General features: G+C 61.2%; 11 protein-coding genes. 4 read left to right on the top strand and 7 right to left on the bottom strand.

The features are described 5' to 3' along the window. Window positions 1–1,161 precede the first annotated feature (1,161 nt). Window positions 1,162–1,482: a hypothetical protein gene (locus VEJ16_03450; GenBank protein ID HYB08707.1), complete on the top strand. Its 321-nt coding sequence runs from the start codon at window positions 1,162–1,164 to the stop codon at window positions 1,480–1,482. 44 nt (window positions 1,483–1,526) lie between these two features. On the opposite strand, the gene VEJ16_03445 is transcribed toward VEJ16_03450, so the two are convergent. Both VEJ16_03445 and VEJ16_03440 read right to left on the bottom strand, forming a co-directional pair. After that, on the bottom strand, window positions 1,527–2,303 hold the full coding sequence (locus VEJ16_03445; protein HYB08706.1) for an alpha/beta fold hydrolase: 777 nt from the start codon (window positions 2,301–2,303) through the stop codon (window positions 1,527–1,529). A gap of 145 nt (window positions 2,304–2,448) precedes the next feature. Then, window positions 2,449–3,504, bottom strand: coding sequence for an LLM class flavin-dependent oxidoreductase (locus tag VEJ16_03440; protein HYB08705.1), 1,056 nt, complete (start codon window positions 3,502–3,504; stop codon window positions 2,449–2,451). A 109-nt stretch (window positions 3,505–3,613) separates the two neighbouring features. On the opposite strand from VEJ16_03440, the gene VEJ16_03435 reads away from it, so the two are divergent. Together VEJ16_03435 and VEJ16_03430 are read left to right on the top strand one after the other, a co-directional pair. Further along, window positions 3,614–4,465 (top strand): LysR family transcriptional regulator, encoded by an 852-nt coding sequence (locus VEJ16_03435; GenBank protein HYB08704.1) that lies wholly within the window; start codon window positions 3,614–3,616, stop codon window positions 4,463–4,465. A 1-nt stretch (window position 4,466) separates the two neighbouring features. Continuing rightward, window positions 4,467–5,657, top strand: a complete 1,191-nt coding sequence (locus VEJ16_03430) for a M24 family metallopeptidase (GenBank protein ID HYB08703.1) — start codon at window positions 4,467–4,469, stop codon at window positions 5,655–5,657. A gap of 31 nt (window positions 5,658–5,688) precedes the next feature. Here the strand turns inward: VEJ16_03430 and VEJ16_03425 are convergent, their stop codons facing one another. Together VEJ16_03425 and VEJ16_03420 are read right to left on the bottom strand one after the other, a co-directional pair. Then, window positions 5,689–7,014 carry an FAD-binding oxidoreductase gene (locus VEJ16_03425; protein HYB08702.1) on the bottom strand — a complete coding sequence of 442 codons (1,326 nt, stop codon included), beginning with the start codon at window positions 7,012–7,014 and terminating at the stop codon, window positions 5,689–5,691. A gap of 2 nt (window positions 7,015–7,016) precedes the next feature. After that, window positions 7,017–8,180, bottom strand: coding sequence for a Xaa-Pro peptidase family protein (locus VEJ16_03420; GenBank protein ID HYB08701.1), 1,164 nt, complete (start codon window positions 8,178–8,180; stop codon window positions 7,017–7,019). 351 nt (window positions 8,181–8,531) lie between these two features. Here VEJ16_03420 and VEJ16_03415 point away from each other — a divergent pair, with 351 nt between their 5' ends. Further along, window positions 8,532–8,765, top strand: coding sequence for a hypothetical protein (locus tag VEJ16_03415; GenBank protein HYB08700.1), 234 nt, complete (start codon window positions 8,532–8,534; stop codon window positions 8,763–8,765). A gap of 25 nt (window positions 8,766–8,790) precedes the next feature. On the opposite strand, the gene VEJ16_03410 is transcribed toward VEJ16_03415, so the two are convergent. From VEJ16_03410 to ydiK, 3 genes are all read right to left on the bottom strand, one after another. Then, window positions 8,791–9,276 carry a RidA family protein gene (locus tag VEJ16_03410; GenBank protein HYB08699.1) on the bottom strand — a complete coding sequence of 162 codons (486 nt, stop codon included), beginning with the start codon at window positions 9,274–9,276 and terminating at the stop codon, window positions 8,791–8,793. 236 nt (window positions 9,277–9,512) lie between these two features. Next, the gene (locus tag VEJ16_03405; GenBank protein ID HYB08698.1) at window positions 9,513–10,175 is read right to left on the bottom strand and encodes an ureidoglycolate lyase; all 663 of its coding nucleotides are present in this window, start codon (window positions 10,173–10,175) and stop codon (window positions 9,513–9,515) included. A 71-nt stretch (window positions 10,176–10,246) separates the two neighbouring features. Further along, window positions 10,247–11,341: an AI-2E family transporter YdiK gene (ydiK, locus tag VEJ16_03400; GenBank protein HYB08697.1), complete on the bottom strand. Its 1,095-nt coding sequence runs from the start codon at window positions 11,339–11,341 to the stop codon at window positions 10,247–10,249. Window positions 11,342–11,546 lie beyond the last annotated feature (205 nt).

The following is an 11,546-nucleotide window of genomic DNA, read 5'->3' as shown; positions in this document are numbered from 1 at the left end:
CCGCCGTTATGTATTCAAGCGCTCGCGTGATTTTGGTTGCGTGTTGCGCCGACAAATATTCGTAGAGGACATAGGCGGCGACAAAGATCCCCGAAACCAGCTTTATCCGATCGCCGTTGTCCCCAACCCACTTCCAGATATTGCGGAGCATCGCCATGTTACGGGCAGCATTTGCTCGAGCAGCCCCCATTCTGGCACCTGCACGTCCCTGGGGGGCAAGCATACTGAGAGACTATGATGTTCGTCGCACTTCCTTGCGGACAAAAATTGGGCGATACCGCGGACGTATCCTCCGATACGATGAGTGCGGATATCCCGACAAGAGAATAGCGGAATATATCCCTGAGCACGGGGCCTCCTTTTCGAGCGCCCGGTTGCATTGCCTTGCCTGAGGCGAAGCGTACCGTACCGCGTGGATCGGATTCCGGAAAGCGACATTTATGGCATTCGCCTCGGCGGCGTTCGACTGAATGGCCGTAGGCCGTGCGGTCTAATCGCTCCCCGTCAGCACGGCCGCAATTTCGCCGATTCGCCTGGGTGCGACGCGGGTGAGAGGCACGAGAGGGCCGGGTTCTTTGACAGAGCGGGCCCGCTTGGAGATTGCATCGGTGGCTGGGCCACGAAAAGGACAATTAGCACACTGACGAAGATCGCCGAGAGTGCGTAGGGGTCCGATGTCTCGCGGTCATCGTCGCGTGTGGAAGGTGCAGCTGTTCGCACGACTTCCTCCTGTTAAGAAACCCCCTGTACCGCAAATTCTGGTTTGCACGCCGTTAACAATCCTTTCGAGCTTTTCACCAAAGGATTAAGAACCGGTAAATGGCCTCGATCGCGGGAACTTGAGTGCAAAGCGACCCTGTAGAGACGAGGTATTTTCGCGCATTCGCCCCGACATTAAGGGGGCGACCCGAGAACAAAGAAATCGATCTCCTGCGCGCGACTAATCGCACGCTCCCGTCATTGGGCTACTCCGGGAAACGGCATCCGTTCTCGTCGAGGCTGGCTTGCGATCGGGGGCAGCCACAACGTCCTTCGTCCGTTCCACAACAATTTTTAATGTGGCGTCCATGTTTCGAAAAGGCCGGGACGTATATCCCTATGCGGGTCCGCAAATTCGCTCGTCGTGCTGGATGTCGACGCGCGCACTGAAGACAGGCCTTCATGATCGACACGCCCCCGCAAATCATGCCTCTCAATGTGTTCGAGGACATTGTGCAGATTGCACAATGCGAAACGCCGCTCGACGACCGCCTCATGGCGACCGGCGCGCGCATCGACCAATTCGTCTCTGACCTCGAGGACCACGGAAAGCAGCATCGTACGTTCCGCAAGACAAAGGACGTCCTGAAGAGTCAACTCCGACACAGGCTCAAAGCCGCCGCTAATCGATGGATTGGAATGGAGGAGGTGAGGGTATTCAAGGAAGCACTGACCAGGCTTGCCGTATGGGACGATCCGGAATTCGTCGAGCGATTGCACTGAGACCGATCGCCGTTCAGGGATTATCCGCAACGGCATAGGCGCCGTCAGCGATTGCGGGACAGGAAGGCCAGAACGGGCGCGGCGACTCGTTCCGGCGCTTCGAGCAGGATCGCGTGCCGCAGTCCCGGCAGGATGACCAGCTCGGAACGACGGAGCTGTCCGGCAATCGACTCATTGAGGCGCGGCGGGCAGCCGCCGTCGAATTCCCCGGTGAGGACCAGCGACGGCGCTTCGACCTCCCGGAGCCAGGGCGCCATCTCGGTCTCGGCATAAATGTCGAACACGCTGAGGAAAACATCGGGGTTGGTGTCGACCACTTGCTGCATTCGTCGCGTGATCACATCGGGCCGCTCTGCAGCGAATTCAGGCGTGAACCAACGCTCCTTCAAGGTCTCGAGCACGGGCGCTATGCCGCGCTCGCGCATGGCTCTGACCACGCCCTTGACCTTCGCGGCATCGTCGGCGGTTCGCCCGGCTGCGGTACTCAGCAACCCCAGGGACAGTACACGCTCTGGCCAGCGCCGTGCGTAGGCCGGGGCGATCATCCCGCCGAGAGAATGCCCCATGAAATGCGCCTTGGCGATACCAAGCTCTCGCCGCAGACATTCGAGATCGTCCACCAGATCGTCGAGGGAATAAGGTGGCGGGGGCGTTGGCGACTTGCCGTGTCCTCTAAGGTCGTAGGCGATGCAGCGGTACGATCGGTTGAGCAACGCGACCAACCCGTCCCAGGAGTGTCGCGATGCGCCGATGCCATGGATGAGGAAAAGCGGCGGGCCTTCGCCTTCGACCGAAAACGCGGAACGGATCGGCTCGCTCATGGAACCTCATGCGGATCGCTGACGAAACGTGCTGCGAACGACCGACTGCAGTCCACCCGACGATGCCCAGGGCACGTTGTCCGCAACCGACAGGCGGCCCCCCGCACCCACGCCCGTCGATCATCGATATCGCAGCCCCATCGGCTCAAGCTTTCATCGCCTGACGCGCCACAAGCTGAGGTCTGGTCGCAAAGTACGGCATCACATCGCTCGCGAAGCGTTCGATGGCTTCGAGCGATTCCTCACGCGAAAGGCCGACATTGACGTTCATGATGAGATCGTCGATGCCAAGGTCGGCGTAGGCGCCAAGGCGATCCACCATCTCCGAGGGTCTGCAGATCAACAAGTTTTCGTTGAGTTGCTCGATGGTGCGCGTACCGGGGAGCTCGGCGATCTGCCCATTTTTGACGATGCCCGGCCCGGTGAACACATTGTCGAAGCGGCAGTAGTAGGAATGTGCCCGTTCCAGGAGCGAGCGCGCATGCACGTCATCGCGCGCCGCGATGCAGACGCGCGAGAGCGCAAGCCTCAAGTGATCGCCGGCCTCGCCGAGCTCGGACTTTCCGCGGTGGAACGCGTCGACCTGCTCCTTCATCTTCTCGAACGTGGCGTTGAGTGGGGTTGTCTGGATATGGAAACCCCGTTTCACGGACGCATAAATCGCCTCGGGTATCAGGGCCGCCAACATGATGTCCGGCATCGCCTTAGCGACGGGTCTCGGCATCACCGTGAGCGGCTCGAATTTATAGTACTTGCCGTTCCAGGAGACCTCCTCGCGCGTGAAGAGCGCCATCAGAACGTCCAGGGACTCGTCGAACTTTTCGCGTGAGGTCTCGATTGGGCTATTCAGCCGCGCCATCTCGTAGGCGAAGGCGCCTCGGCCGACGCCGAGAATGAGCCTGCCCTCGCACAGAATATCGGCTTGAATGCTGGATCCCGCGAACGTGCGCATGTCGTGCAGCGGCAGCACGCAGACCGACGTTATGATTTCGATCCTTTTGGTCACCGACGCGACCTTGACCGCCATCTGCAGCGGGTCGGGAACGAGCAAGATATTGATCAGGTGATGCTCGGGGATGGTCACGCCGCGATAGCCGAGCCTGTCGACGAGCTTTGCCTGCGCGATCATGTCGGCATAAAGCCGGTCGCCGCCATAATTCACGTCGGGATAATAGGCAGAGAGAAAGTTATTGAATTCCATGGTCGCTCCGGCCGATCGCTCGATCGGCGCCACAACTATGCATTCTACGAGCGTGTTTTAGAAAGCGAATTATTATTGACATTTTATTCGATTTTTTCGAATTTCCGTTATGAACCTCGCGGAATTGACGACCTTCCTGGCCGTGGCGGAGCTGAAGAGCCTCGTGCGCGCGGCCGAGCGCCTCAATGTCACCCAGTCGACCGTGACCTCCCGCATGGACAGCCTTGAGACAAAGCTCGGGCAGAAGTTGCTGCATCGACACAAGTCCGGCACGGAATTGACGTCGGCGGGCTTCAAGTTCGTCCGTTACGCCGAAGTCGTCACGCAGCTTTGGCGTCAGGCCAAATACGAGGTCGGGCTGCCCCGGGGCTTCACAAGCGTGTGCAACGTCGGTTGCTATTTCGATCTCTGGGAAAGGCTTTGCGACCGATTCATGGACCACATGCACAAAGTGCGGCCCGACGTCGCGGTTGCCGTGTGGCCGGGCGATCAGCATAACATCGACCGCTGGCTGGATAGCGGGCTCATCGATCTCGCCTTATGCTACAGCCCGCACGCGCGAGGAAAATTCGCCGTTCGTGAGATCATGGTCGACGAGTTCGTTCAGGTCGAGTTCGACCGGCCCAAGTCTGTCGGATCCGAGACCGCCTACGTCTTCGTGGATTACGGCGAACAGTTCAGGCGCGATCACGCGGTCGCCTTCGCGCGCACCGCACCCGCCGCCGTCACGCTCGCCTCGTCGCGTTGGGCGATCGACTATCTCTCCCGATGGGGCGGGACAGGCTATTTGCCCCGGCGCCATGCGCGTCACTTCGAGCGCATCCGTCGAGCGCGCGTTCTCAAAGATTCGCCAGTACTCCGGCAGACGGTCTTTCTTGTCGAAAACATGGACGTGACCCGTCAATGGCCTTGGTTCGAAGAGGCGATAGGAGGCATTATCGCCGAAGGCGAGGGAGGCTGACATGGCCGCACGTTATTTCCCGATTGACGAATACGAGCATCGTTGGCGCCTTGTGCATGCGGAAATGGAGCGTCGCGGCTTCGATACTGCCGTCGTGTGGGGCCGCTCGGGGGGAAACTACTGCCGCTGCGGCGACGTGCTCTATCTCGTCAACTACTACGGCAACAGCTCCGGACAGGGCCTCGACACGCCGTTCACGAACGCGCGCTCCTTCGCGGCCGTGATTCTCGAAAAGGGCAAAGCGCCGGAGCTGCAATCGGATGAGGCTTGGCCGCGCAAGGACCTGATTGCGACGGATCGGATCGCGTGGAGCCGCAACACGATCGACGCCGTCGCACAGTCGCTCAAACGTCGAAACGTCAAGGGACCGGTCGCCCTGGTCGGAACGGATTTTCTTCCGATGAAATATTGGCGCCAACTCGAAGCGGCGACCCCTGGTGTCGAGTGGCAGGCCGCCGACGACCTGGTCCGCACGGTTCGCCGGATAAAAACGACGCGAGAGCTCGACTGCTTTCGCGAAGGCGGGCGCATTGTCACACGCGCGCTCAACCTCTTGATGGAGGGGCTTATTGCCGGCAAATCGGAGGCCGAGGCAGCGGGCGACGCGGCGCGTGAGGTGGTGCGGGCGGGGGGTGCTATCCATATGATCCCCTGCTCACACGGGGACATGATCGAATATTTCGTTCGCGAGCCGCTGCCGGGTTACGGGCATCATGCCCCAAAACCGGGCGATCTTGTGCGCGGATGGGTCTACGGCCCGATGTTCCAAGGCTATTATCTCGATCCCGGCCGTACCGCCGTCGCAGGACGCCGCCCATCGAATACGCAAGCGGAGCTGATCGAAACCGGTGTTGGCATCATTGAAAAGCTGATTGCGGCCATCCGGCCCGGAAAGCCACTCATGGAGGTGGCGCAATCCGGCGACCGCATGATGGCCGAAGCGGGGGCTGAAAAAGACCAGGCGGCCGAGAAGTTCCCGCTTTACGGTCACGGCTTGGGGCTGTTCTTCGAGCATCCCTACATTTCAACCGTGATGGGCAACCCGAAGGACGTCTTCGAGGAAGGCATGGTGATGGGCATCGAAATATTCATGGCCCGAAAGGGTGTCGGGAGCGTGGGGCTCGAGCAAAACGTCATCGTCACGCCGACGGGGACGGAGCTTCTGACGACGTCGCCCATGATCTGGTGGTGAATAGTCCACGCGGCGTGCGGCGCAATTCCGATCATAGGCCGGCGAGCGCCCTGACCTCGGTTCCATCCGAAAAGCGCGAAAATCGAAATGGCTCGGGATTGACGATCGGGGCCTTGCCGGTCACGAGGTCTGCTGTCAGGCGACCGGCCCCCAGGCCGATTCCGAATCCATGACCGGAGTATCCGGTCGAGATATAGAAACCCGGAATGTCATCGACCGCTGAAATGACCGGCAGGATATCCGGTGTTACGTCAATGAGGCCGGCCCAGCTCGCGGCGGTCGGCACGCCGCTAAAGGCGGGAAAGGCACCTTCCAAGTTGGCGCGCGCATTCGAGAGATCCCGCGGTTCGGGTGCGGGGTCGAGGGTGCGTATTCTTTCGAAGGGCGATCTCTGGTCGAGGCGCCAAGGTCGAGTCAAACGCCATTGCTCGAAGAAAGTCTTTCCCCATCGAAGGGCGACACCTTTTCGCTCCGACATGAACACGGGAAGGAATTGGCTGAAATACCGAAAGCTGTCCGGAACGATGTCCGCGACGACGCCGCCGTGGGACACGGTATATCCGCCATCGAGGCGTCTTCGCAGCGCAAGGCCCGGCCCCCACGCCGCCGTCGATGGGCCGCCATTCAACGGCCTCGTGCGCATCACCGTCGCCAGCACACCGAGCTGCGGCAACCTCAAACCCAGACTACGGCAAAATAAACCGGTCCAAGCGCCCCCTGCGCATACCGCGGCCTCGCAAAGAACCCTGCCTCTCTCCGTTACGACCGCCGACAGGCGCCCGCCACTCGTCTCGATTCCCCGCACGGCGCAACCCGTCATGATCGATGCCCCAAGCCGACGGGCAGCGTTGGCGATGGCGGGTGCAGCCATGCTTGGCTCCGCAACGCCGTCGCTTGGCGTGTAGAGGGCGCCGAGCCATTTTTGCGCCGAACCCTCGAGGATACCGTTGACCTCGGCACCCCTGAGAAGACGCGAATCGAGCCCATGTTGGCGCGCATGAGGCAACCAGGCTTCGCGTTTTGCGAGGGTTGCTTCGTCGGGGCAGATGTAAAGGGTGCCGATTTGGCGAAAGCCCGTGTCGGCCCCGATCCGCTCGCTGATGTGACGCCATAGCTCGAGGCTTTCGATCGCAAGGGGCAATTCGCGCGGGTCTCTGCCCATCGTGCGACACCAGCCCCAATTTCGGCCGGATTGTTCGCCCGCGATGTCGCCCTTTTCTGACAGCAGAACGGGAATGCCTTGCTCGGCAAGGAAGTAGGCAGTACTTGCGCCGATAATGCCGCCGCCGATGACCGCCACCTTGACGCTCGATGGCAGGGTCTCGTCCGAACTCACGGCATCGATTTCAATCGGCATGATCAGACGACCTCGAGGGCAACGTCGCCACCCCCGACAAGCATTTCGACACCGGATTGCGTCAAGGCGTAGGTGCCGCCTTGAATGATGCCCAGCCCTTCCTTGAGCAGTTGAATGTAGGCATGAAGGACGAAGACCATGCCCGGCTCAAGCGCTCGCGTGAATCCGCGGCTGATCTGCAATGGTTCGAGCCAGATCGGCGGATACGCAACGCCGATGCCATAGCCGAAGCGCATGATCGCAGCCCCCTCGAGCCCGACACGCCGCAGCGGCTCGAGGGACGCTTCCTCGACATCCGCTACTTGAACGCCGGGGCGAATTGCCGCAATACCGGCGGCGAGCGAAGCGCGGGCATGGTCGTACACCTCGCGGGCCCGTTTGCTTGGCTCGCCCGCCGCGAGGGTATGCACGGCCGTTGCATGATAACGACCTTCCACGCCGGCAAACTCGAGATGCACCAAATCGCCCGACTGGATCACCCGGCTCCTCGCGGTTGCGTGCCCGCCGGCCGTGCGCGAGCCACTCGCCAATTCGGTCGGTATCGACCAGTAGTCACTTCCTGCGGTTCGCATTGCACCCTCGACCGCGGCGGCAAGAGCCAGCTCGGTAATCCCCGGTTTGAGGACCTTGCGCGCCGCATCGAGGCCAACTTGCGCGTATTGCGCCGCACGACGCAGATACTGCATTTCCTGCGGCGATTTGACCAATCGCAGGTCGCCAAGGATTTCGGTGGCATCCACGATTGACGCGGGTTCGAACGCCTTCGCAATCGCCTGGCCGAGGGAATAGGGCAGGGCGTACGACTGTGTTTCAATCGCGACCCTGCCGGCGCGAAAGCCTTTTTCCCGCGCCACGGACGCCATCAACGCCGCGACATCGTCACTAAAGAGATGGTAGCTGCGAACGTCCGACACCCAAGAGGTCTCGAGCGGCAGTGCCACGTCCACATCGCGCACGACCAGTGTGGGCTCGGCGCGGTCCGCCATGAATATGAGCGCTTGTGGGCTATTCACGCTGACCCAGGAATCGTAGCCGCCAAAATAATAGAGGTGCTCGGGCGCTACGCTGACGCAGCAGTCGATCCCGTTCTCGATCAAGGCGTTGCGCGCGCGCGCCAAGCGCTCGCGATGCTCGCCCTCTGGAAACCTTGCGTATGTGGCGCCCATTTCTGCCTCCGCGGAGCCGGGTCGTTCAAATGATTCAATGCGCGATCGTGGAGCACGTTAGCGCGGTCCAAGCTGAAGTTCGAGAGGATCGACGATCGAAATCCCTGGCAGCCCGTGTGATTGGAATCACTGAAACCGTTTTCGCGGTGTGCTGTGCTTCACAGAGCGAAAAGCATTCACCGGCGGACGTGCATTCGGAAACACGTGGAAAGACATGGGACGGCAGAGACGGCTCGGTGACGCGATGACGGCGCTGATTTCAATTCAAGTGGCATTTCCCGGCCCGGCTTGGGTCGATATAGCGAAGTGCCCCAAAAAACCGCCATATCGCAAAGTTCGGTGGGGGCGCCAATGGTTGAACAGAAGAAGGTGCAGGCATTCCACTTGAAGCTGCGATTGCGGGGAACGCGCGCCTATCGGGATGTCGGCCGGTTCGAGCGTTATGAACCAATCGGTGTGGGCGAAAAGTTCAACTTCACCGGCATCGGTCGAGACGGCTACGCCATCGTGCGTCGCATAGCCATCCCTCTCTCCCGAATACCCAATGGATCGTCGCTGCCTGTCGTCGAAGCCGACGAAATATGAACGCTTGCGCAATGCGCCGCGGCGTTCAGGTCGATATTTCGACCTCGGCCTCGACCTCGACCGGGATGTCGAGCGGGAGTGCGGCCATCCCGACGGCTGAGCGCGTGTGTGCGCCACGCTCGGGTCCATAGAGCGTCAGGATCAACTCGCTGAAGCCATTGATCACCGCTGTCGTCTGATTGAAGCCTGGTGCGACATTGACCATGCCGAACACCTTGAGCCATGACGCGACCCGGTCGAGGTCGCCGAGGGCGCGTTTGAGGTCGGCCAGCATGGAGACGGCGACCAGTTTGGCCGCATGCTGACCTTGCTCGACAGTAAGCTCCTGGCCGACCTTGCCGAGCGGCCGGGCAATCGTTCCATCGGGGTTCTGAGGCGCGTGGCCGGCGATGTAGGCGTGGTTGCCGCGCACCAGGACCTGCTTGAAAAGGACGGTAACGCCCGCAGGGACCTTGAGGGGTTCGGGCAAGATCAATCCCATCTTCTCGAGGGATGCTTCGATTTTGGCCATGCTGATTCTCCGTCGATTACTGGGTTGAGCCGGTGGTCTCGGTCGTCAGACGTCGAAGAGGGTGTGCCGCAAGTATCGTCGCCCCGCTGCCGCGGCCATCCGGTCGGGGTTTATTGGCCGTTTGCGGCGGAGCCGCCCCCTCCGTCGGTCTCAAAGCATGAGTTCGATGCGTCCAACCCCATCTTGCGACAAACGCCGGGATATTTCACCTTCGCTCGCGCTAATGTGGCGCCCGTTCAGGGATTCGGTCGTCGCAAGGGGGCGGCGAGGTAACAGCCGAACTCCTTGGCAAAATCGACCGAGACGCGGGCATGAACCCGGCCCTGGCGATCCAGGAATTCGGCATGGTCGTCGTGCGGCACGACCGCACCGTGCCAGATGTTGGGATGAATGTAGAGCCCGCGGCTTCCATCGCACCAGAACGTCACAAACCGCTCCGGCGTTATGTCGTCGCCCGGCAATGCGAGCGGCACGATGAAGCTCTGGCCGTGCAAGGGATAGAACAGTTGGCCGCCGTCGGGATGATAGTTGGCCCGCCAGATGAGTGCGCGCTCGCGCGCTCTGCCAGTACCTACCTTTGCGGCCTCTTCGGGCCAGTGGCTCCACCCGAAGAGATAGCTGTCGCCCACGGCGTTGTTTCGGGCATAAAGCGTTTCGCCTTTCCACCAAAACTCGAACAACCCTTCGGTTACCCCACCCTGATCGCCCGAATTTGCGTCGATCGGCCGCCAGCCTTGCGCCGGCCAACGCACGATCTCGATCGGAAAGCCCTTCGGCTCGTCGACCAGGCGGCCATAGCCATCGAGGCTCTCATCGTTCGCGGCGACAAGCGGCGTTTCGTGCACCCGCCGCACGCCCGTCGTCGGCACATAGGCGATCTCTGCCGGATTGAAGTCCATAACACCCCTCACGCCCTCTTGTCCGCTCGAAGACATAATGTCGACATCGACGGCCGATCCAATGGTTTTCTTCACTCGCCCGATTGCGCCGCGGCACGGGGTGGCGCGGGTGGTGCTGGGCGATCGCTGCCTACCCATGCGATGAGCAAGGTGTAGGCGACAGCGAGCACGACCGGGCCAACGAATATGCCGACGAGTCCGAAGGCGATGAGACCGCCGATCACGCCGATGAATATCAGGAGAAGCGGCAAATCCACGCTCCGTTTGATCAAAACGGGTCGGAGCGTGTTGTCGATGGCCATGACGCCGATGGTCCAGATGAGAAGGAGCGTTCCCCACCCGGAATGGCCGGTCCAGTATATCCAAATCACCGCTGGGATAAGCACCGGCCCAGGGCCGATTTGCGCCACGCACAGGATGAACATCACGGCCGTGAGCACGGAAGCGAAGGGGATGCCGGTGATCGCTAATCCAACGCCGCCGATTACCGCTTGCGTGACGGCGGTTACCACGACGCCAAGTGCTACCCCGCGGATCGCAAGCCCCGCCAGCCGGACCGACATCTCGCCACGCTCTCCCGCGAGCCGGTAGCCGAAACGCTGGACGATCAGTGCCGCATGCTCGCCCTTTGCATACATGATCGTCGCAAAGATGACAGTCAGCAGAAATTCGATGAACAGAAGCCCAAGGCTGCCGGCTTGAGACACAAACCAGCGGGTCACCGTACCCGCGTATGGTGCTGCCTTGGCCGACACTCCCGCGAAGCCCGCGGCGGCCACGTCATTCCAGAAGTCGCGTACCGTCGGGCCGACAAGCGGCAAGCCTTCCAGCCAAGGTGGGGGTGGGGGCAAAGAGGTGGTCGAAAGCGACTGCACCCATCCGACGACCCTGTCCTCGTTTTCCGCAATCGCAATCGAGGCGAGTGCCAATGGTGCGACAAAGACCAGGATGAGCGCCAAGGTCATGACGATCACCGCGAGCCACCGCGCATTCCACAAGTTCGATTGAACCTTGAGCATGAGCGGCCAGGTCGCGACGGCGATCATGGTTGCCCAGATCGCCGCCGGCAGGAACGGCCACAGGATCCAGAGCGAAGCAACGATCAGGACGCCGATGACAAGCACGGCCAGGGTGGTGCGGGTCAGGCCGCTGTGGGTTTCGCTCATCTTCGCCGCCTTGAAGTGGTCGCTAATTCCTATCCGCGGCTACGTCGCACAAAAAATCGACGAGATCAATTACGTTCGGCGCCGATGGACGACGGCGCGTCACGCGTCATCGAGCCCTTGGCCGGCGGAAATCGAAGCGCGCTCCTTCGCATACCGGACGAGGGCAGCAAAGCGAAAGACGCCGTGGACGAACTTGCCGTAGGGC

Source organism: Alphaproteobacteria bacterium, assembly GCA_035625915.1.
Lineage (GTDB): Bacteria > Pseudomonadota > Alphaproteobacteria > JACZXZ01 > JACZXZ01 > DATDHA01.
The sequence above is the reverse complement of the archived record's forward strand: the minus strand, read 5'-3'. Positions and strand labels throughout refer to the sequence as shown.

What these genes read in the sequence shown, in the direction of transcription:
- VEJ16_03450 (HYB08707.1), top strand. Translation starts at nt 1,162, where the DNA reads ATGATCGACACGCCCCCGCAAATCATGCCTCTCAATGTGTTCGAGGAC.
- VEJ16_03445 (HYB08706.1), bottom strand. Translation starts at nt 2,303, where the DNA reads ATGAGCGAGCCGATCCGTTCCGCGTTTTCGGTCGAAGGCGAAGGCCCG.
- VEJ16_03440 (HYB08705.1), bottom strand. Translation starts at nt 3,504, where the DNA reads ATGGAATTCAATAACTTTCTCTCTGCCTATTATCCCGACGTGAATTAT.
- VEJ16_03435 (HYB08704.1), top strand. Translation starts at nt 3,614, where the DNA reads ATGAACCTCGCGGAATTGACGACCTTCCTGGCCGTGGCGGAGCTGAAG.
- VEJ16_03430 (HYB08703.1), top strand. Translation starts at nt 4,467, where the DNA reads ATGGCCGCACGTTATTTCCCGATTGACGAATACGAGCATCGTTGGCGC.
- VEJ16_03425 (HYB08702.1), bottom strand. Translation starts at nt 7,014, where the DNA reads ATGCCGATTGAAATCGATGCCGTGAGTTCGGACGAGACCCTGCCATCG.
- VEJ16_03420 (HYB08701.1), bottom strand. Translation starts at nt 8,180, where the DNA reads ATGGGCGCCACATACGCAAGGTTTCCAGAGGGCGAGCATCGCGAGCGC.
- VEJ16_03415 (HYB08700.1), top strand. Translation starts at nt 8,532, where the DNA reads ATGGTTGAACAGAAGAAGGTGCAGGCATTCCACTTGAAGCTGCGATTG.
- VEJ16_03410 (HYB08699.1), bottom strand. Translation starts at nt 9,276, where the DNA reads ATGGCCAAAATCGAAGCATCCCTCGAGAAGATGGGATTGATCTTGCCC.
- VEJ16_03405 (HYB08698.1), bottom strand. Translation starts at nt 10,175, where the DNA reads ATGGACTTCAATCCGGCAGAGATCGCCTATGTGCCGACGACGGGCGTG.
- ydiK (HYB08697.1), bottom strand. Translation starts at nt 11,341, where the DNA reads ATGAGCGAAACCCACAGCGGCCTGACCCGCACCACCCTGGCCGTGCTT.